22 protein-coding genes, 1 other RNA gene and 1 pseudogene are annotated in these 18491 nt (G+C 66.2%); 7 read left to right on the forward strand and 17 right to left on the reverse strand.

Annotated elements, in window-relative coordinates; genetic code table 11:
- Positions 1 to 71: 71 nt before the first annotated feature.
- Positions 72 to 476 (forward strand): hypothetical protein, encoded by a 405-nt coding sequence (locus ACU0DV_RS17340; protein WP_446243110.1) that lies wholly within the window; start codon positions 72 to 74, stop codon positions 474 to 476.
- Positions 477 to 478: 2 nt separating this feature from the next.
- Here ACU0DV_RS17340 and ACU0DV_RS17345 read toward each other — a convergent pair whose 3' ends face one another.
- Positions 479 to 1348, reverse strand: a complete 870-nt coding sequence (locus ACU0DV_RS17345; protein WP_100927204.1) for a LysR family transcriptional regulator — start codon at positions 1346 to 1348, stop codon at positions 479 to 481.
- 15 nt (positions 1349 to 1363) lie between these two features.
- Here ACU0DV_RS17345 and ACU0DV_RS17350 point away from each other — a divergent pair, with 15 nt between their 5' ends.
- From ACU0DV_RS17350 to ACU0DV_RS17365, 4 genes are all read left to right on the forward strand, one after another.
- Positions 1364 to 1633, forward strand: coding sequence for a hypothetical protein (locus tag ACU0DV_RS17350; RefSeq protein WP_446273557.1), 270 nt, complete (start codon positions 1364 to 1366; stop codon positions 1631 to 1633).
- A gap of 119 nt (positions 1634 to 1752) precedes the next feature.
- The gene (locus ACU0DV_RS17355; protein ID WP_100927205.1) at positions 1753 to 2496 is read left to right on the forward strand and encodes a Bax inhibitor-1/YccA family protein; all 744 of its coding nucleotides are present in this window, start codon (positions 1753 to 1755) and stop codon (positions 2494 to 2496) included.
- A gap of 134 nt (positions 2497 to 2630) precedes the next feature.
- A complete protein-coding gene (locus tag ACU0DV_RS17360; RefSeq protein WP_446243109.1) occupies positions 2631 to 3110 on the forward strand; it encodes a VOC family protein in 480 nt (159 codons plus the stop codon).
- A 23-nt stretch (positions 3111 to 3133) separates the two neighbouring features.
- On the forward strand, positions 3134 to 3583 hold the full coding sequence (locus ACU0DV_RS17365; RefSeq protein ID WP_446243108.1) for a cupin domain-containing protein: 450 nt from the start codon (positions 3134 to 3136) through the stop codon (positions 3581 to 3583).
- Between the two features lie 13 nt (positions 3584 to 3596).
- Here the strand turns inward: ACU0DV_RS17365 and ACU0DV_RS17370 are convergent, their stop codons facing one another.
- The 16 genes and pseudogenes from ACU0DV_RS17370 to ACU0DV_RS17445 form a co-directional block, all read right to left on the reverse strand.
- A complete protein-coding gene (locus ACU0DV_RS17370) occupies positions 3597 to 3761 on the reverse strand; it encodes a hypothetical protein (RefSeq protein ID WP_446243156.1) in 165 nt (54 codons plus the stop codon).
- A 19-nt stretch (positions 3762 to 3780) separates the two neighbouring features.
- Positions 3781 to 4149, reverse strand: a pseudogene (locus ACU0DV_RS17375) (hypothetical protein); the annotation flags it as partial.
- A gap of 35 nt (positions 4150 to 4184) precedes the next feature.
- A complete protein-coding gene (locus tag ACU0DV_RS17380) occupies positions 4185 to 4532 on the reverse strand; it encodes a hypothetical protein (RefSeq protein ID WP_100927209.1) in 348 nt (115 codons plus the stop codon).
- Positions 4533 to 4799: 267 nt separating this feature from the next.
- Positions 4800 to 4967: a 50S ribosomal protein L33 gene (gene rpmG, locus ACU0DV_RS17385; protein WP_005856346.1), complete on the reverse strand. Its 168-nt coding sequence runs from the start codon at positions 4965 to 4967 to the stop codon at positions 4800 to 4802.
- Positions 4968 to 5124: 157 nt separating this feature from the next.
- Positions 5125 to 5522, reverse strand: an RNA gene (rnpB, locus tag ACU0DV_RS17390) — RNase P RNA component class A.
- Between the two features lie 73 nt (positions 5523 to 5595).
- Complete coding sequence (locus ACU0DV_RS17395; RefSeq protein ID WP_370311090.1) at positions 5596 to 6312, reverse strand: alpha/beta fold hydrolase; 717 nt, start codon at positions 6310 to 6312, stop codon at positions 5596 to 5598.
- Positions 6313 to 6669: 357 nt separating this feature from the next.
- Positions 6670 to 7695 carry an ABC transporter substrate-binding protein gene (locus ACU0DV_RS17400; protein WP_446243107.1) on the reverse strand — a complete coding sequence of 342 codons (1026 nt, stop codon included), beginning with the start codon at positions 7693 to 7695 and terminating at the stop codon, positions 6670 to 6672.
- The gene (locus tag ACU0DV_RS17405) at positions 7695 to 8744 is read right to left on the reverse strand and encodes a LysM peptidoglycan-binding domain-containing protein (RefSeq protein ID WP_446243106.1); all 1050 of its coding nucleotides are present in this window, start codon (positions 8742 to 8744) and stop codon (positions 7695 to 7697) included. The genes ACU0DV_RS17400 and ACU0DV_RS17405 overlap by 1 nt, the downstream gene beginning before the upstream one ends.
- 466 nt (positions 8745 to 9210) lie before the next feature.
- Positions 9211 to 10173, reverse strand: coding sequence for an ester cyclase (locus ACU0DV_RS17410; protein ID WP_446243105.1), 963 nt, complete (start codon positions 10171 to 10173; stop codon positions 9211 to 9213).
- 99 nt (positions 10174 to 10272) lie between these two features.
- A complete protein-coding gene (locus ACU0DV_RS17415; protein ID WP_446243155.1) occupies positions 10273 to 10884 on the reverse strand; it encodes a hypothetical protein in 612 nt (203 codons plus the stop codon).
- A gap of 64 nt (positions 10885 to 10948) precedes the next feature.
- Positions 10949 to 11374, reverse strand: a complete 426-nt coding sequence (locus ACU0DV_RS17420) for a VOC family protein (RefSeq protein WP_283982865.1) — start codon at positions 11372 to 11374, stop codon at positions 10949 to 10951.
- A 97-nt stretch (positions 11375 to 11471) separates the two neighbouring features.
- Positions 11472 to 12434 carry an alpha/beta hydrolase gene (locus ACU0DV_RS17425; RefSeq protein WP_446243104.1) on the reverse strand — a complete coding sequence of 321 codons (963 nt, stop codon included), beginning with the start codon at positions 12432 to 12434 and terminating at the stop codon, positions 11472 to 11474.
- Entirely contained in the window at positions 12431 to 13045 is a 615-nt protein-coding gene (locus ACU0DV_RS17430; protein WP_446243103.1) for a histidine phosphatase family protein, read from the reverse strand. Before ACU0DV_RS17430 ends, ACU0DV_RS17425 begins: the two co-directional genes overlap by 4 nt.
- Entirely contained in the window at positions 13042 to 13782 is a 741-nt protein-coding gene (locus ACU0DV_RS17435) for an alpha/beta hydrolase (RefSeq protein WP_446243102.1), read from the reverse strand. Before ACU0DV_RS17435 ends, ACU0DV_RS17430 begins: the two co-directional genes overlap by 4 nt.
- Before the next feature lie 88 nt (positions 13783 to 13870).
- Positions 13871 to 14542, reverse strand: a complete 672-nt coding sequence (locus ACU0DV_RS17440) for a DNA-3-methyladenine glycosylase I (protein ID WP_446243101.1) — start codon at positions 14540 to 14542, stop codon at positions 13871 to 13873.
- A 32-nt stretch (positions 14543 to 14574) separates the two neighbouring features.
- A complete protein-coding gene (locus tag ACU0DV_RS17445; protein WP_446243100.1) occupies positions 14575 to 15822 on the reverse strand; it encodes an MFS transporter in 1248 nt (415 codons plus the stop codon).
- Positions 15823 to 15950: 128 nt separating this feature from the next.
- On the opposite strand from ACU0DV_RS17445, the gene thrS reads away from it, so the two are divergent.
- Both thrS and ACU0DV_RS17455 read left to right on the forward strand, forming a co-directional pair.
- The gene (gene thrS / locus ACU0DV_RS17450) at positions 15951 to 17933 is read left to right on the forward strand and encodes a threonine--tRNA ligase (RefSeq protein WP_100927221.1); all 1983 of its coding nucleotides are present in this window, start codon (positions 15951 to 15953) and stop codon (positions 17931 to 17933) included.
- A gap of 249 nt (positions 17934 to 18182) precedes the next feature.
- Positions 18183 to 18482, forward strand: a complete 300-nt coding sequence (locus tag ACU0DV_RS17455; RefSeq protein ID WP_283982859.1) for a BufA1 family periplasmic bufferin-type metallophore — start codon at positions 18183 to 18185, stop codon at positions 18480 to 18482.
- The last annotated feature ends 9 nt before the right edge of the window (positions 18483 to 18491 follow it).

Genomic DNA, 18491 nt, shown 5'->3' on the forward strand with positions numbered 1-18491 from the left:
GGGCGCCATGGCTTTAACCATTCGGTAATCCCTGACCTTGCCTCCGGCGGCAAATGTGGCAGGATTGGGGCATGAAACAGATCCTGTACGGCGCGCTGGCGCTTGCCCTCTCCGCTGCCCCCGCATTCGCCGCCGAGCCGCTGTCGGCCAATGCCTTCGAAAGCTATGTGGACGGCAAGACGCTGTACTACGGCCTCTCGGGCGATGCCTACGGGGTCGAGGAATACCTGCCCAACCGCCGCGTGCGCTGGTCCTTCCTCGATGGCAAATGCAAGGAAGGCTACTGGTACGAGGCCGAAGGCTCGCAGATCTGTTTCGTCTACGAGGACAGCCCCGACCCGCAATGCTGGACCTTCTTCCGCGAGGGCAGCAAGCTGCGCGCCGTGTTCGAGAACGACCCGTCCTCCACCGTCCTCTACGAAGCGCGCCAGAACGACGAACCGATGATGTGCTACGGCCCCGACGTCGGCGTCTGAGATCAGGCGGCGTCGCGGGACAGCCCGCGCACGGCCATCATGCCCTGCCGGATATAGTCGACCATCACCTCGGTGATCGCCGTCTTGCCGTTCCCGGCATATAGGTTGATGTTCTGCGTGCCGAGGTCGGGCAACAGCCCATCTTCGAGATACTTCACGTAGGTCGGCGCATGGCCCTGCAACCGCGCGGTCACCGCGAGGTCGGCACTGATCGTCGCATCCACCGTCATGTCGCTGTCCGAATCCACCGCCAGCTCCCACGAGACATTCTCCGCATCGAGCCGCGCCAGCGCGAATTCCCGGAACCCGCAGGACCGGCAGAAGGCCACGCGCAGCGGACGTGACTTGTAGGCCTGCCCGTCCGGAGCCCCGATCCAGCGCAGCGGCACCTCCATCAGAGTCTCGCCGCCCTGGTCGACGCCGGCCTCCGTCGTCATGATGACATCCGCCTCGCCGCGGGCGAACTTCGCCTTCAGTTCCCTGGTGAAGCTGCTGAGAAGCTGGACCTTCACGCGGGGGTGCGTGCGGCCCATCCGTTGCAGGACCTGTGGAATCACCGGGTAGACGATGTCATGCGGCACGCCCAGGACGATCTCTCCCTCCCAGCTCTGGCAGGTCAGGCGGGTGTAGATCTCGTCGTTCATCTCCACCATGCGCTGCGCGTAGGACAGAAGCTGCGCGCCCGCCGGGGTCAGGCTGACACCGCGCCCGCTGCGTTCCAGCAGCCGGAGGCCCAGCATCTCCTCCAGCCGTTTGAGCTGCATGGACACGGCAGATTGCGTCAGGTTCAGGAAACCAGCGGCGCGCGTCACGCCGCCGGCCTCTGCGACGGCGACGAAGGACCTCAGAACGGTGATGTCGAGATTTCTCATCCATTACGCTCCGTGATGGGCGGAAGCAAAAACATTCACTTCGAATATCAAGCAGACTGTGCCAAATTCATCAACAGAAAATTATCGACACACCCGAACACATCACAGCTTCTGAAAGACGACGCCATGTATCATGCCGCCGAACGCTATTTTCGTGCGCTTCTGCCCCGTGCCGAAGGCCGCGGCCGGACCCGCCTTAACGCCACCGACCTGCGTGAAGTGAACCGCTACGAAGGGTACGAACACCCCGTCCGGTGGAATGCACCGCCTTTTTGGCGCATCTGACGCGTATGTTATGTCCCAAGACCTCTCGAAAGCTTGAATATTCATGCCTCTCTGCCAATATCTCTGCCATGTTCCCCGAATAGCGTGTCGGGGCGATATGTACGCAAACGGAGGCATTGATGGCTGAATATCAAACGATCGGGGCACGGGGCGTATCCGGTGCCCGCAGCGCCCAGATTGACGAGGGGCTGCGCGCTCATATGAACAAGGTCTACGCGCTGATGTCCGGCGCGCTGCTGATGACGTTCGCGCTGGCTTACCTCGTGGCATCCAGCCCGGCCCTTCAGCAGGTTCTGCTGGTCTCGCCGGTGGTCTGGGTCGTGATCTTCGGCCCGCTGGCCTTCGTGTTGATCGCGTCCTTCGCGTTCCACAAGCTGTCCGTCGTCGCGCTGAACGCTCTCTTCTGGGCCTACGCGGCCCTGACAGGTGTGTCGCTGGCCACGATCTTCATCATGTTCGACATGATGCAGGTCATCACCGGCCTCGCCTATACCGCTGTCGCGTTCCTCGGCCTGTCGCTGACCGGCTACCTGACAAAGCGCAACCTCGGCCCGATCCACCAGGTCGCCGTGATGATGGTGTGGGGCCTCGTCGCCTTCGCGCTGATCAGCATGCTGTTCGGTGGCATGGGCGGCAACGCCTTCTGGTGGATGAACGTGGCGATCCTCGGCTTGTTCGCGGTCCTGACCGCAACCTCCACGCAGGAGATCAAGAACACCTACCTCGAGGCGCGCACCCACGGCGGCCCTGAGGCACAGCTGTTCCTCGAGAAAGCCGCGATCATCGGCGCGCTGCAGCTCTACATCTCGTTCATCGCGATGTTCCGCTCGATCATGTATCTCTTCATGGGCGGCGACGACTGATCGCAGATCCAATGACTTGAACGAAGGGCCGGTCCAGCGACCGGCCCTTTTTCGTTGCCCGGCCCATCTTCCCGTTGAACATCGTGCGGCGTTTATGTTGATATCAACTAAAATCATCGCAGGGAGGAGCCCAGATGACAATTGCGAAGAACACCGTCTGCCTCTGGTACGACAACGACGCGGAAGGCGCCGCCACCTTCTACGCGCAGACCTTCTCCGACAGCGAGGTCACCTCTGTCAGCCGCGCGCCAGCCGACTTTCCGGGCGGCAAGGAAGGCGACGTGCTGGTCGTCGGTTTCAACGTGCTGGGCCTTCCCTGCATCGGGCTGAACGGCGGCCCGGTCTTTCCGCAAACAGAGGCTTTCTCCTTCCAGGTAGCCACGGACACGCAGGAAGAGACAGACCGCTACTGGGACGCTATCGTCGGAAACGGCGGTCAGGAAAGCGCCTGCGGCTGGTGCAAGGACCGCTGGGGCGTGAACTGGCAGATCACCCCGCGCGTGCTGACGGAGGCGCTGGCAGCTGGCGGCGACGAAGCGAAGCGTGCGTTCGAGGCGATGATGACGATGCACAAGATCGACGTCGCCGCCATCGAAGCCGCCCGGCGCGGCTGACGGATTGAAGACTGGAGGCTCAGGTGCCGAAGTGGACCAAAGACGATCTTGTGACGGAGCAGAGCGACGGTCCCTGCGGTCGCGCGGATATCGTGAAGCTGTCCGACACAGGCGGCCTGACGCAGTTCGGCGCGGTGATCGAGACGCTGTATCCCGGTGCAAGGTCCTCTAACACGCACTGGCATACCGACGAGGACGAATTGGTCCACATGCTGGAGGGCGAGGTCGTGCTGGTCGAGGGCGACAGCGAAGCGACGCTCCGGGCAGGCGATACGGCGACGTTCAAGGCGGGCGTGGCGGTCGGTCACCGGCTGGACAACCGCAGCGACGCCCCTGCCCGCTACCTCGTCGTTGGCACCCGTGCCACGCGCGACACGGTGACATACACCGACACGGGGCGCGCCAAACATCTCGACGGGGGCCAGACGCGCTGGACCGACCTGGACGGCAACCCGTCCGAAAATCCGTTCTGACAGATCCGGCGGATCACAACGGCAGCGACAGCAGGGTGACCGGAAACGCCACGCCGCCGCCGAAGGTCATGGCGCTGTCGCCGATGCTGCGGAAGCCGAGCGACTTGTAGAAGGGCGTGGCGGTCAGGGTGCTCTTGAAGCACGCGGATGCCCGCGCCCCGCGCGTCGCCGATGACATGTGTCATCAGCCGCGTGCCGATTCCCCTACGGACGGCGTCAGAGTCCGTGGCGAGGTGGCGGACGTATCCCACGCCCGGCACACGCCCCGCCCCACCGGGCATGGCCCGCGACCAGCCGCCAGCCCCCAGCAGGGCCGTTCCGCTTTCCGCGACGAAGTACAGGCCGGAGGCGATCAGCTCCGGCTGTGCGCGCGCGATGGCGGGCAAGGCAAAGACAAGTGTCGAGGGGGGATAGTCTGCCGCCAAAAGCCGGGCGTAGCTGCGGCGATAGAGGTCGTCCAGCCGGGAGATGTCCTGCCGTGTCGCTGGGCGTATGGTGATCTGCTCGGCCAAATCCGTGCCTCCGGTGCCGGAGTATTCCGGGATCCGGCCGGCCTGGCAAATCACAACCGGCGCCCTCGTGGGGCGCCGGCCGGATCGATTCAGTTCAGCGCCAGTTCCTGAACCATGGTGTTGCGGGTGGACACGGTCAGCGCGTCGCCCTCGCGGGCAAAGCTGTAGAGCTGCCCGACATGACCCGGCAGGCCGAAGGTGACAGAGTCGCCGTCAGCAAGCGCCATGATGATGCGGCCCTGATCGTCCGCGTCGTTGCGCGCGGCGTAGTAGCCGACGACCTCGAAGGTCTCGCCTGCCTTCGTCCAGTAGACGGACATGTCGGTCGTGGACTGGTGCAGCGTGGCACCGGCCATCGGCGTGTCGAGGGTAACGGTCTCGGCTGCGGCGGCGACGGGAAGGGAAACAAGCGCGGTGAGTGCAAGCGTGCGGAACATATCGATTTCTCCAGTTTTCTGCGAAGCGCGAGGCCGGTTGCCAGGCGCCAAAATTCTGCATTGCAGCATGACAGAACACACGGCGGAGGACCAATGCAGAATGGGAAAGCCCGTTATGACGTGAAATCAATATGTTAAAAGTATGCAACGGTAGACCGAACCGGTCAAGACCATTTCGCTGCTGCAGAAAAATGCACCAAAGACACGAAAAAAGCCGCGCGGATACACCGTCGCGGCCTTTGTGGGTCGTACCGGAAAGGGGCAGGATTACTTGATCTTGCCTTCCTTGTATTCGACGTGCTTGCGCGCAACCGGGTCGAACTTCCGGATGGTCATCTTCTCGGTCATGGTACGCGCGTTCTTCTTGGTCACGTAGAAGTGGCCGGTGCCTGCGGTCGAGTTCAGGCGGATCTTGATCGTGGTCGGCTTCGCCATTGGTCGTCTCCTGCAACACGCGGGGCGCCGCGCGTGAAATTCGTATGAAGCCCGCCTTTTACTTACTGCGCGGCCCGAGTCAACCGTCTCGTGACAGTTTGTCGGCGGGCGTTGTTCGGCAGGCGGCCGGCGGCCTGTCCCGGCGCGCCGGCCGGTGATGCGTGGAGGGCCTGTAAGCCGGATTCTGTTGTCGGGGTTGCCCCCTCAGACGACCATTCCTCTGGGCCGCACGTTGCCGCGCGGCTCTAGCTGCCAACCCGGACCTCTCGGGCCAAAGCCGCCCTGTCCCGATATCCCGCAAGCGGGATCAGCCGGACGCGAGGTCCCTACACGGCATTGCTCCCGGTGGGGCTTGCCAAGCGGGCGATGTTGCCATCCCCCCGGTGGGCTCTTACCCCACCGTTTCACCCTTACCTGCCGACGGGCGGCAGGCGGTCTGTTTTCTGTGGCGCTTTCCGTCAGGTTGCCCTGCCCGGGCGTTACCCGGCACCGGCGCTTTGGCGAGTCCGGACTTTCCTCCCTGGGTTTCTCCAAGGCGGCCGTCCGGCCCTCCACGCGCGACCGACATAGGCGGGGCGGCGGGGCTTGGCAATCCCGCCCGTGGCCGCGCGTGACTGTCGGTCTACTCTCAGCGCAGGACCAGCGGCATGGACAGCCACTCTGACAGGGCATCGGCCACGGCGTCGGGCTGTTCCAGCACCGCCATGTGGGCGGCTCCTTCGATCACCCGCAATGTGGCGCCGCGGATCAGTTCCGCCATGAATTCATGCCGCTTGACCGGAAGCTGACGGTTGGCGGCGCCGCACATGACCATGGTCGGCACGGCGATGCGGCGCAGGGTGCCTTGCTGGTCGCGGCGGCGCTGAAGCGCACGGATCTGGCGCGTCATGACCTCCACGCCGAGGCCCGTGGCCATTTCCTTCAGCAATGCCGATATCTCGCCACGCCACGGTCCGGGGGCAAGCTCCGACAGGCGCAGCGCCTCCGCAAAGACCGTCTCGACCTTGCCGGTGCGGGCCCGCGCGCGGACGATCAGCGGGTCCCGCTCGGCCGCCTGCTGCGGCGTGTCGGCCAGCGGCGTGGTGTCCATCAGGCAAAGACGTGACACCCGGTCCGGCGCCCGCCGGACGATCTCGATCGCGACGATGCCGCCCAGCCCCTGCCCCGCCAGCGCGCAGCGCTTCGGGAGCACGTCGAGCAGCGCCGAGGCGATCTCCTCGATCCGTTCGCCCTCCGTCAGCGGCGCGGCCATGACCGCGCGGCTGCGCGACAGATCCGCAAGCTGCGGTCCGAACAGGCGGGCGTCGCACAGGATATCCGGCAGGAAGACAATGGCCTCACGCATGTGCGTCCCTGCACCCCTGCCCGCCGCCTGTTGTCGTCACGCTTGCACCCCATACGAAGCCGATCCCTGCGGCGGCGACCCTATCAGACACGGCAGCAGGGAAAAGAGGGGGTCCGGGGCCGGCGCGGGCGGGCAATCGCCGACGTCGCCGGTCGTAATCCGGTGCCGGGAGCGAGGCAGATGCGCCTTGCGAACCCTATCATCCTCCAGCGCACGAAAAGCGCCCCCTGCGACCGGCCTTGCCTCTGCCCTGACACGCGCCAGAACACGGCTTCCCGGACGCGCACACATACGCACGACCGCGCGGGCTGGGTCCAAATCAGGCGTCTGTCGCTCCCTTCGGGCAAGGACCCCGTTTCACTGCGTCTTGATCTGGTCCCAGAAGACCCCGAGGTGCCGCGACACGATCTGGCTGTAGCGGTCGCTGTCCTTCAGCGCCGCCAGCCCCGCGTTGAAGCGATAGAGGAAGGTCGTCCCGCGCCAGTGCGTCTTCGAAATGATGACATGCAAGCCTTCGGTGGCCAGCGGCTTGTCCAGCGGCACGGCGCGGCCCCTCAGGCCCATTTCCTCGATGGTCTGCGCGCCCAGGAAGACGTTGACCGTCACCGCATCCACGTCGCCATCCATCAGCGCCTGGAAACAGGCCTGCGGACTGTCGGCCTGCACGAGATCGATCAGCCCCTTCGTGACCCACTCCCGACCCGGACGGTCGAGGTCGTGGGTGAAATAGCCCTTCGGCCGGCAGAGCCGCTTGCCCACGACATCCGCGTCGCTCTCATAGGTAAAGCCGTCCCCCTCGCGCACGAAGAGCAGCACGAGGATCTCCACCAGCGGATCGGAGAAATGGAAGTTCGCGCAGCGCTCGTTGCCGGGCGTGACAGCGCAGTCGGGCTTGTACCATGGGAAGCCCATGTCGAAAGTCTTTTCCGCCAGATCGGGAAAGAGATGTTCGGACCAGTCGTCCTCCCACGTGATGGAATAGGTCACCGGGGCGGGCGTCGCTTCCATCGCGGCATTGACGATCTCGGTGATCATGCCCTGCCCCGGCCAGTCCTGATCGGTGAAGGGAGCAAAGTTGCCGCCGGTCAGCAGCTTCAGCTCCGCATCGTCCCGGCGCAGCGGCGTGGCATCGGCGGCCTCCGTCCCCGGCGCGCAGGGCAGCTGCAGCACGTCGCCGGGCGCCACCTGGAAGACCGAAGCCTGCAGCGCCGCCTCGTTGGCATAGTAGATCAGCGTCCACTTCTCCGGATCGCCATACCGCGTCTCGGCGATGGTAAAGACCGTGTCGCCGGTCTTCACCGTGTAGTCCTCCGGCGCGCAGGCCTGCGCGGCGGCGGCGCAGGTGCTCAGGGCCAGCGCGGCGGTGCTCCTGAGAAGGAACATCAGAGCCCCGCCCAGATCGACGACATGTGCTTGTCGATGACCGTCAGGTATTCGCCGCTGTCTCGCATCGTGGCGAGCCCGTCGTTGAAGGCGGCGATCAGCGCCTCGGCCCGCGGATTGGAGCGGTGGGCGACCACGTGCAGCCCCTCGATGGCCAGCGGGCGCGACAGTTGCAGCTCAACCGCGTCGCCCAGCCCCATGTCCTTCAGCACCACGCGGCCCGTGAACTCGTTCATCGCCACCGCATCGGCAGAGCCGGACACCAGCCGCATGAAGCAATCCTCGGCAGCCGCGGGCTGCTGCAGGCGGACGCCGACGCGGGCGAGGTAGCCCGCACTCTGCCCCTGCCGCGATGCACCGGCGTGGCCCAGCGGCGCGCAGACCCGCAGGCCTTCGAGGTCGGCCTCCTGCTGGTAGGTCACGCCCGACCCCTTGGCGGTGAACAGCACGACCAGCATCTCGAACATCGGTTCGGAATAGACATAGTCGGCGCACAGGGCGGAGGTCGCGTCGCCGCAGTCCGGCTTGCGCCAGGGAAAGGCCAGATCGACCATCCCCTCGGACAGCATCGGGTCGAGGTGCACGGAGCGGTCGTTGACCCAGTAGAACCTGTGCGCGCCGGTGTCGTCGTTGGCGACGAAGGCGCGGTTGACGATATCCGTGATCATGCCGGACGACATCTGCAGTCGGTTGGTGAAGGGCTTGAAGTCGTCCCCGGCGAGCAGCCTGACGTCAACGCCCTTGCGGCTTTCGTCGGCGCTGCGCTGGCGTTGGGCCTGCACCTCTTCGGCAGAGCGGACGGGTTGCGGTTCGGCGATGGCGGTCCCCAGGACGGGCGCGCCGCCTTCGAGCCCTGCGGGCAGGCCGTTGATGCAGGGCATCCGGTAGGTCTGGCCGACGCGGATCGCATCCGGACTGGCGATGATCTCCATGTTGGTGCGGTAGATCGCGCTCCACTGGCCCACGTCCTTGTAAAGCCGGTCGGCGATCAGCGACAGCGAGTCGCCGCGCTGCACAGTGTAGAGCCCGCCGCATGTTTCCTGCGCCATGGCCGTCCCGCCGAATGCCGTTCCCGAAAGCACGGCCACCGCCGCCCACACACCTGCACACCTGACCATTTCAACCGTCCCCAACTGTTGCTGGGTCAAAAAATGCGCGCATGTAGTGGTTTCGGTCAACTATTCATCTATGGAATGTGGCGTTGCCCATATCTATCAAAGACTTCCTCAGCGTCATCAATCTGTGCTCCTGCTGCGTTTTGCGCTTATCCACAGAATCAATCGGCCTCTGACGGGTGGGCATCGCAGCCGTGGTCCGGCGCTTCGCTCCGGCATCGGATCGGCTTACGCGTTTGGTCGCGGGGCCCATCGCACACTCCAAGGACGATACAGCCTGGAATTGAAACAACTTTACCGAGATGCGGAACATACAAGCGGAACAGCCAGACAAACAGGAAACGCGCCGGCCATCCCATTCTGAACTGCAGGACGGCCCACTGAAATCACCCTTCCCCCCTCAGCCGTCCGACGCCAGGATCTGCATCCAGACTGCCGCGCTGTCGTAGAGCGTCCATTCGCGGCGCAATCCGTCCGGACCGAATTCCGCGTGGCTGATGCCCATGACGTGCACGGCCGCCCCGGTCGGCCGGCCAAATGCGCCCCAGCCGTCGTGCCGTCCGGTCAGCGACCAGCGCAGGGCGGCGCGCGGGGGGAGCATCGGCGTCTCCTGCCCGATCCGGTGATGCACCGCGAAACTGGCAGAGGGAAACGACTGCCGCAGCCCCAGCCAGAACCGCTCCGCCGCGGCGTGGCCGTGGCGCACCTCTCCGCCGGGATAGGCCAGGGAACAGGCGGGATCGTACTGATCGGGGACCACGGACAGGTGCCCGGCCATCAGCCGCCCCACCACCATCTCCAGCGCCAGCCCCCAGGTATCGTCATTGCCGCGCCCGGTGTACGGCCCCTGGACATCGACCTCCGGGCAGAAGACCGGTTCTTCGTTGTCGGGGCCGTCCAGCCGTGCGCGCGCCCATGTCTTCACGTCCTGCCCGGTCTGCGCCAGCAGCGCTGCGGTATCAACCACCTGCCATTCGTCGCTGATTCGCCCGGCCTTCGCGAAGTGATCCGCCATGACGCGATACCGCAGCCGCGCCCCGCTGGCGGGACCCCACGGTCCGTCGCCGATGTGCCTGCCCACCGCGACCATCCGTTTCGAGCCCAGAAGCCCGCGCTTCTCGGACCCGCTCCAGATCACGTCTTCCGTCAGCAGGCGGCGGTCCGGCAGGGCATAGAGCTCGGCCAGACCGGAGGCCCTGAGCGCATCCGTCCCCTGCAGTACGCCGCGCGCATCGCGCCGGATGATCGCGGGATGATAGAACGCCGCAAGCCCGTCGCCGAGCGTGCGCCCTTCCCAGATTTCCCGGCCCGCGGCGCGCAGGTAATCGGGAAAGTCCCGGAACCGGGTGTCGAATCCCATCATGGCGAAGGTCCCTCTGCATGGCCCGTCAACGGAAAGGTCTCGCAGATTCGTTCTGAATGTTGGGTTAATCGCCTTCCGGGATAGCTGTCCCGCCGCGTTTCACTCCGGCAACGTGATACCACGAAACGGCGGGAAATCGGCATACCGCGCGGCCCGTGCCGTGGCGTCCTCTTCCGGCTCCGCCCCCGCCTTCAGAAGGCTACCCTTTGGCGCGATATAGCTGTCGATCCGCCGGATCGGCTCCGGCCGCCACACGAGGTTGAAGGCGCAGAGCTTGGGAAAGAACCATATCTCCGAGTAGGGCAGATGATCGTGCATCCACCACGCCAGATCCCGCCAGTCGCGCCCCGCCCCATAGCGCCGCGCAAACCACGGGATCACGACGGAGGCCCCCGCCACCGCCACATCCGGCTGGTCCCAGATGTGGCATTCCAGTGGGTTGTCGTTGCGCGCGCAGTTCAGGCGATTGGCGTTCCCGAAGCCGTTCAGTTCAGCCGACCGGAAGCCGGACCGCACGAAGACCCGCCCGAAGGTTTCTTCCAGCGGATCGAGCAGGGCCGTGGCAAAGGCCCGGCCCCGTTCGAGGGCCAGGTCCGGATCGTCGGGGATGTTCGGAACGGCGTGAAAGTTGCCGATCTCGGAATAGAGGAACTCTCGCATCCAGAAATGTGCCGACAGGCGTTCACGGCCCAGCGATTCCAGCGACCACATGCTGCGGGGGCGCCTCATTCGGCACCGTCCCGCCCGCATTTATCCGCACCAAACGCCAGCGGTTTCAATAGCCTGCCCAGCGGAAGGCCCCGTCCGACCGAAGCGGCGCGCCCGGGTTCCAGGCCACTTCCCAGACATGGCCTTCGGGGTCGGCGAAATAGCCGATGTGACCGCCCCAGAACACGTCATGCGCCTCCTTCAGGATCTCTGCCCCGGCGGCGCGAGCCGCGTCGATGACCTCCGCCACCTCGCCTTTATCCCGCACATTGTAGGCATAGGTCGCCGCGCCATGTCCAAGCCGCTCTTCCGGCACGCCCATGTCCCGCGCCAGGTCCGCCAGAGGATAGAGGCCGATGGACTGGCCGATCAGGTCGAAGACCACGATCCCCTCCGGGCTCTCCGCCCGCTGCCAGCCGAGCGTCTCGTAAAAAGCGGTCAACCGCTCCATGTCCCGGCACCCGAGGGTCACCAGACTGATGCGCTGTTCCATACCTGTCCTCCTTCACTGTCGGTGCGTAGGGCGGGGCTGTGCGCCGCCTCCCTCCGGTCATGGCCGAACCTTACCCCGCGTGCCCTGACAGATTGCGTCAGGAGGCCCGGTCCAGACCCTGCGCCCAGGCGATCATTTTCGCGGCCACGGGCGCGGTCATGCCGGGCGACAGCGTGTCGCCTGCGATGACATGGTGTCCGGGGTCGTCGTCGGGTCCGGTCTCGACCGCGAAGACCTCTGCCGGTCCGCCCCAGAGCGCCGCCATTTCCCGCGTGCGGGCATGGTCGACCAGCGCATCGCGGGCGTCGAAGACAAAAAGCGCGGGCGTCTTCAGCAGACCCGGGTCTCGCGCCGCCAGCGCCCGGACGGCCTTGCCCATCGGCAGAAGTGCCACGGACGGATAGCGGCTGGTCCAGAAGTGCCCATGCGCCGCGTTCGCCGGGGTGAATCCCCGCTCCCGCCCGATCAGCAGCGGCAGCCAAAGCCGCGCGCCCGGCCATGTCACCAGCCCGGTCTTCCGTTTGCGCAGTCTGAAATTCGGCGCGACGAAGATGGTGCCGACCACACCTTCCGCCGAACGCCCGTAGAGCGTCAGCGCCGTCAGCGTGCTGCCGGTGGAGGTGGAGATCACCAGCGTCCGCCGCCCCACCGCCTGCGCGATGGCCAGCGCCTCGGACACGTCGTCCATCCATCCCGCGAACGTCGCCTCGCCCATGGCGGCGCCGCTGCGCCCGTGGCCCTGAAGGCGGGTCAGGACGAGGTTCGCGCCCAGCCCTTCCGCGACCCGTTCCGGCACCGGGCGGATCTCGCCCAGCGAGGCAGAGAAGCCGTGGATGTAGACGACAACCCAGTCGGTCTTTGCGCCGGGCACGCCCGCCCAGACCACCTGTTTCTGCAGGCCCTCGCGGATGTCCGTGAATCGCGCCTCCGATGTCTCGAGGTAGGCATCGACGCCGCCCTCCAGCAGGGCAGGATCGAACGCGGAATCCGGCACGCGCGGCGGTCGCAATGCGAGCCAGAGCCCCATTGCCGCCGCAACCGCCAACAGGCCCCAGATCATGCCCCGGCCTCCGCCGTAAAGCTGTCGATGGCGGTCCAGTCTCGGAGAAGGCGCCACGCGCCGTCATCCGCCTCCCCCTGCTCCGGCATACCGACGACCAGCAGATGCCCACCGGCGCCGCGCGGTTGGTCGTGGGAGCGGTCGATTCCTGCCCCCGTCAGGTGCGCACGGAACAGCGCGCCGATCCCGCCGTGGGCCACCACGGCGATGTCGCCCTCCGGCGCTTCGGCCACCAGCCGCTTCAGGGTCGCCACCACGCGGTACTGCGCGTCGATAGCCCGTTCCCAGCCGCGAACGCTGTCTCGCGGGTTGGCAAAGAAGGCGTCCGCCATCGCCTCGAACTCCGGTCCGGGAAGGTAGCCGGTGGCGGACCGGTCGTTCTCCGCCAGGCTCAGCACCTCGCGGGGCACGATCCCCTGCGCCTCAGCCAGAATCGCCGCGCCTTCGCGGGCCTTGCGTTCCATCGAACAGAAGACCGACGCCACCGGCGGACAGCGGCGGGCAAAGGCCACGTGACGGGCTTTGCCGCGCTCGGACAGGCCCCAGTCCGGCACCGGGACGTCCGGGTCGATCACCACATCGGCGTGGGTGATGTAATAGAGTCGTCTCAACCGGCGATCTCGGCAATGGCGGCCTCGATCATGGCGAGGCACTCGGGCGTGGAAAACCGGTGGTCGGCACCCTTCACAAACGTCAGGCGGAGGTCCTCGGCCTCGATGTGGTCGAGCAGCGACAGCGCCGTCTGGCGCGAGACCGCCTCGTCCTCCGTCCCCTGCAGCAGCCGCACGGGCCAGGGCATCGGCAGCGGCGCGCGCAGGACGAGGTTGCGGCACCCGTCCTCGATCAGCTTTTTCGTGACGACGTAAGGGTCCTCGTAGGCAGAGGGCATCAGCAGGTGCCCCTCCTCCATCACCTGCCGCCGCTCGTCCTCGGAGAAGCCCGCCCAGAAGCCGTCCTCGGTGAAATCCGGGGCTGCCGCGATGCCGACGAAGCCCGTGACCTCCGGCAGGCTCCGGGTCAGCAGGCACCCGATCCAGCCGCCCATCGACGACCCCACCAGCAGCACCGGCCCCGGCGCCGCGTGCCGGATCACCGCCTCGGCGTCCGCGGCCCAGTCGCCGATGCAGCCGTCCTCGAAGACGCCGCCCGAGGCGCCGTGGCCCGCGTAGTCCAGCCGCAGGAACGCCCGCCCTTGCGCCTTTGCCCAGGCTTCGAGATGCACGGCCTTCGTGCCTTCCATGTCCGAACGGTAGCCAGACAGGAACACGATGCAGGGCCCTTTGCCTTCGGTCTTTGCATAGGCCAGCGTGTCGCCGCGCGGCCCCGTGACGTGGGAAATCTCTGCCAAAACTGCCTCCTTTGCGTTGCCGCGAACTCTAGCGATCCCGCCGCCGGAGCCAAGCCCGTCTCTCGCTGCGTGCAACGCGGTGTGCGTGTCAGCCGTCGATGCTTTGCGCCAGCACGCGCGAAATCGCCGTCAGGCTTTGACCGCTTTCCTGCCGCCAGGTGTTGAAGGCCTCCTGCACGGCAGCCCAGGCCTTCTTCGAGGAGGGCGCCTTGTCGACCACGCCCTCGGCACTCAGCCGCGCCACGACCGACCCCGACAGGATATAGCTGTCGCGCCCCATCATCCGCAGCATGTAGGCGCCGCCTGATCCACCCAGCCGTGATCCTTCCTTCTGCAGCCACTGCAGGAGGCCGGCGAAATCCTCCGTCGGCCAGTCCCCCACGAAGCGCCCGAAGGAACCGTGCTTTTCCGCAATCTCGCGGATCATCACCGCGTTCTGCTGGATGGCCCGTACCTTAGGCGGACTGCGGACGATGCGCGTGTCGGCGATCAGCTCGTCGAACCAGTCCTCCGACATGTGGGCGACGCGGGCGGTGTCGAAGTGGTGGAAGGCCTCCTCGATGCCCGGCCACTTGTTCTCCACCACCTTCCAGTTCAGCCCGGCACTGAAGATGCCCTGCGCCATGCGCGCAAGCCAGCGGTCGTCAGGGATCGCGGCCAGCGCATCTGCGGACTTCACCTCCGGCATGTCGGCCAGCACGGCCTCCCGGCCGCCCTTCCGCTCTGCCGCGATTTCAAGGATCTCTTCGAATGTGCGCATGATGCCCCCGCCGGTCGACCGGGACAGGAAACTCAGGTGCGCTCCACCTCGTCAAGTCCCAGCGCCAGCATACCGCCACAAAGCGACAGCAGCGCAAAGCCTCCCAGCGCGACCTGCGGACCGAGCGCGGCCAGCGCTCCGCCCAATGCGCCGACGATCAGCAGCAGCGTCCCGATCAGCGTGTTGGCCAGTGCGGAATAGGACGACCGCGCGTCCTTTGGCGCCATGTCGACCAGGTAGGTCGACCGTCCCTGCCGCACGCCGTGATAGGCGACCATCAGCCCGAAAAGCACCAGCGGCACGACCCAGACGGTTTCCGTCAGCCCGGCGAACTCGGCACCCACTGCCAGTGCCATGAAGACCGCCGCGACGAAGCCCGACAGCGCCAGCACCCAGCGCGACGACCGGTCTGCCAGCCGCCCCCAGACATAGCTCGAGACGAAGGACGCGGCAGAGGACGCCAGAAGCAGCGCACCCAGCCCCTGCAACGCCCCCTGCCCGCCGCCCAGCAGAACGAAGTACGGCGGCGCCAGTGCGGTCACCGTCAGCGCACCGCGCGTCGCGATGAAGCGGCGGAACTGCGGGTCCTCCTTCAGCGGCGCGAGGTTGATGGCCGGGCCAGATCCCGCATCCTCTGACGGCTTCTCCTCCAGCGAGGAGAACAGCGCCGCCGCCCCCAGCCACAGCACGGCGGCCAGTGCGATGGCGATCACCACCGGGGTCGTCTCCTGCCCGATGCCGAAAATCAGCAGCGCCGCGAAGGCCAGCACCGCAAGCGAGGCCGCGGATCCCGCAACGCCTGTCACCGCCCCGCGACGTGTCTTGGGGACAGTCTTGCCGAGGATGTCCTTGTAACTGACCGAACAGAGCGCCCGGCTGGCCGCCAGCACCACCAGCGCCCCCGCGATCACGAGGCCCGCCGCCAGCCCTTCGAGGAAAAGCGCCGCCAGCGCGATCAACGCGGCCATGGCGCCCTGCCCGACCGATCCAGCCACCCAGGCCCACTTGCGGCGGCGCATCGCCTCAACCCGTCCCGCCATGACGATCTGCGGCAAAAGCGCGCCGGCCTCGCGGATCGGCACGAAGGCCCCGGTGATCGCCGCAGGCACTCCGAGGCTGCCCGCCAGCCAGCTCAGCACCAGTTTCGGGTCGATCAGGCCATCGGCGATCTTCGTCATGCTCAGGCTGATCATGTGTTTCAGACCGTTGCGGCCCTCCCGGTCGGGCGCGTCGTCGGCCCCGGTCATCCGGTTGTACACTTCGGTGCTGCTGTCACTCATGCGTCGTCCATCCTTCTCGGGTACGCGTCTGCGGTTGACAGCCCTGTCCGCCAGCGGCATGGAGAGCGCACGACATAACCCGCAACCGGGCGTTCCGTGGGCGCCAAACCGACGAGGAGACATGGCCGATGGCCCAGATTTCCCTGACTTTCCCAGATGGCTCGCAACGTAACTTCGACAAGGGCGTGACGCCTGCCGAAGTCGCGGCCTCCATTTCCAAATCCCTTGGCAAGAAGGCGATCTCCGCGCAGGTGGACGGCGCGCACTACGATCTTCAGTGGCCAATCGAGACCGACGCCGCCATCGCGATCAACACGCTGGCCGACGACGGCCCCGCGCTCGAACTGATCCGCCACGACCTCGCGCATATCATGGCGCGCGCCGTGCAGGAGATCTGGCCCGACGTGAAGGTCACCATCGGCCCCGTCATCGAACACGGCTGGTACTACGACTTCGACCGCGCCGAACCGTTCACGCCCGAGGATCTCGGCCTCATCGAGAAGAAGATGAAGGAGATCATCAACGCCCGCGACCCAGTCCGGACGGAGGTCTGGTCGCGCGCCGATGCCATCGCGCATTACGAAAAGACCGGCGAGAACTACAAGGTCGAGCTGGTCAACGCGATCCCCGACGACGGTCAGCCGATCCGCATGTACTGGCACGGCGACTGGCAGGATCTCTGCCGCGGGCCGCACCTTCAGAACACCGGGCAGGTGCCCGGCGACGCCTTCAAGCTGATGAGCGTGGCAGGGGCCTACTGGCGCGGCGACAGCAAGCGGCAGATGCTCCAGCGGATCTACGGCGTCGCGTTCAAGAACCGCGACGACCTGAAGAAGCACCTCAACATGCTGGAGGAGGCCGCAAAGCGCGACCACCGCAAGCTGGGCCGCGAGATGGACCTCTTCCACATGCAGGAAGAGGCGCCGGGCCAGGTCTTCTGGCACCCGAACGGCTGGACGATCTACACCACGCTGCAGGACTACATGCGCCGCAAGCAGCGCGCAGGCGGCTACCACGAGATCAACACGCCGCAGGTCGTCGACCGCAAGCTGTGGGAGGCCTCGGGCCACTGGGACAAGTACCAGCACCACATGTTCATCGTGGAGGTGGACGAGTCCCGCGACGGCGAGAACGACGATGCCTCCTCGAAGAACAAGGAGCAGACGCGCATCAACGCGCTGAAGCCGATGAACTGCCCGTGCCACGTGCAGGTCTTCAATCAGGGCCTCAAGTCCTACCGCGACCTGCCCCTGCGGCTGGCCGAGTTCGGCTCTTGCGCGCGCTACGAACCTTCGGGCGCGCTGCACGGCATCATGCGGGTGCGCGGCTTCACGCAGGACGACGCGCATATCTTCTGCACCGAGGCGCAGATCGAGGATGAATGCGCCCGCTTCATCGAGTTCCTGGCCGACATCTACCGCGAGCTCGGCTTCCCGACCTTCGAGATCAAGTTCGCCACGCGTCCCGAAAAGCGCGTCGGAACCGAGGAAAGCTGGGATTACGTCGAGAACGCGCTCGAGGAAGCGATCCGCAAGACCGGCCGCACCTACACGCTGGAACCCGGCGACGGGGCTTTCTACGGGCCTAAGCTGGACTTCTACCTGACCGACGCCATCGGACGGGTCTGGCAGTGCGGCACCTTCCAGGTCGACCCCAACCTGCCCGAGCGGCTGAACGCGTCCTACATCGCCCCCAACGGCGACAAGACGCGGCCCTTCATGCTGCACCGCGCGACCCTGGGCTCGTTCGAGCGTTTCGTCGGCATCCTGATCGAGGAACACGCGGGCAAGCTGCCATTCTGGCTGGCCCCGCGTCAGGTCGTCGTCGCCTCCATCACCTCGGAGGCGGACGACTACGTGCAGGAAGTGACGGAGCAACTGCGAAAGGCGGGCGTGCGTGCAGAGGCCGACATCCGCAACGAGAAGATCAACTACAAGGTCCGCGAACATTCCGTGGGCAAGGTTCCGGTCATCCTCGCCATCGGCCACCGCGAAGTCGAGGAGCGGACGGTCACCGTGCGCCGCCTCGGCGAGAAGCAGACCTCTGTAACATCGCTGACGGACATCGTGAGCGAGCTGTCGCGCAGCGCGACGCCGCCCGATCTGCTGTAACATTACGTCAGAACCGGCAACGTAAAGGGCTCCGATTGTTTCGGGGCCCTTTTTCGTTTCGCTGATTTCATTCGGTTTCTGCGGCTGCGCAGTGTCACACAGCCATGACGTGCCCTGACACGGGCGTGATGCACGGCTGCGTGAATGGCCTGCGGCGGGACGCCGCGTCAGGCTTGGGGCACCGACCGGCAGGACCGCCGGACCACGGTCAAGCAAACAACCGAATACTGTCTGACGAAAGGAAAAGACATGTCCTCCACCCTCAAGACCGCAGCCCTCGTAGGTGCCATCGCCGCATCGTTCGCCGCCACCGGCGTGGCCGCGCAGGAGCAGGAAAAATGCTACGGCGTGTCCCTCGCCGGCGAGAACGACTGCGCCGCCGGCCCCGGCACCACCTGCGCCGGCACCTCCAAGGTCGACTACCAGGGCAACGCATGGACGCTGGTCGAGGCCGGCACCTGCATGGACATCGAACTGCCGGCAGGAATGGACGGGATGGCGCGCATGGGCTCTCTCGAACCCCTTGAGCGGGACATCCCCGAGGCCTGATCCCGTCCT

The sequence above is a fragment of the Sagittula sp. genome (assembly GCF_052825245.1).

Bases quoted from the DNA above. Each gene is read 5' to 3' on its own strand.
- ACU0DV_RS17340 (WP_446243110.1), top strand. From the start codon at position 72: ATGAAACAGATCCTGTACGGCGCGCTGGCGCTTGCCCTCTCCGCTGCC.
- ACU0DV_RS17345 (WP_100927204.1), bottom strand. From the start codon at position 1,348: ATGAGAAATCTCGACATCACCGTTCTGAGGTCCTTCGTCGCCGTCGCA.
- ACU0DV_RS17350 (WP_446273557.1), top strand. From the start codon at position 1,364: ATGGGCGGAAGCAAAAACATTCACTTCGAATATCAAGCAGACTGTGCC.
- ACU0DV_RS17355 (WP_100927205.1), top strand. From the start codon at position 1,753: ATGGCTGAATATCAAACGATCGGGGCACGGGGCGTATCCGGTGCCCGC.
- ACU0DV_RS17360 (WP_446243109.1), top strand. From the start codon at position 2,631: ATGACAATTGCGAAGAACACCGTCTGCCTCTGGTACGACAACGACGCG.
- ACU0DV_RS17370 (WP_446243156.1), bottom strand. From the start codon at position 3,761: ATGTCATCGGCGACGCGCGGGGCGCGGGCATCCGCGTGCTTCAAGAGC.
- ACU0DV_RS17380 (WP_100927209.1), bottom strand. From the start codon at position 4,532: ATGTTCCGCACGCTTGCACTCACCGCGCTTGTTTCCCTTCCCGTCGCC.
- rpmG (WP_005856346.1), bottom strand. From the start codon at position 4,967: ATGGCGAAGCCGACCACGATCAAGATCCGCCTGAACTCGACCGCAGGC.
- ACU0DV_RS17395 (WP_370311090.1), bottom strand. From the start codon at position 6,312: ATGCGTGAGGCCATTGTCTTCCTGCCGGATATCCTGTGCGACGCCCGC.
- ACU0DV_RS17400 (WP_446243107.1), bottom strand. From the start codon at position 7,695: ATGTTCCTTCTCAGGAGCACCGCCGCGCTGGCCCTGAGCACCTGCGCC.
- ACU0DV_RS17405 (WP_446243106.1), bottom strand. From the start codon at position 8,744: ATGGCGCAGGAAACATGCGGCGGGCTCTACACTGTGCAGCGCGGCGAC.
- ACU0DV_RS17410 (WP_446243105.1), bottom strand. From the start codon at position 10,173: ATGATGGGATTCGACACCCGGTTCCGGGACTTTCCCGATTACCTGCGC.
- ACU0DV_RS17415 (WP_446243155.1), bottom strand. From the start codon at position 10,884: ATGTGGTCGCTGGAATCGCTGGGCCGTGAACGCCTGTCGGCACATTTC.
- ACU0DV_RS17420 (WP_283982865.1), bottom strand. From the start codon at position 11,374: ATGGAACAGCGCATCAGTCTGGTGACCCTCGGGTGCCGGGACATGGAG.
- ACU0DV_RS17425 (WP_446243104.1), bottom strand. From the start codon at position 12,434: ATGATCTGGGGCCTGTTGGCGGTTGCGGCGGCAATGGGGCTCTGGCTC.
- ACU0DV_RS17440 (WP_446243101.1), bottom strand. From the start codon at position 14,542: ATGCGCACATTCGAAGAGATCCTTGAAATCGCGGCAGAGCGGAAGGGC.
- ACU0DV_RS17445 (WP_446243100.1), bottom strand. From the start codon at position 15,822: ATGAGTGACAGCAGCACCGAAGTGTACAACCGGATGACCGGGGCCGAC.
- thrS (WP_100927221.1), top strand. From the start codon at position 15,951: ATGGCCCAGATTTCCCTGACTTTCCCAGATGGCTCGCAACGTAACTTC.
- ACU0DV_RS17455 (WP_283982859.1), top strand. From the start codon at position 18,183: ATGTCCTCCACCCTCAAGACCGCAGCCCTCGTAGGTGCCATCGCCGCA.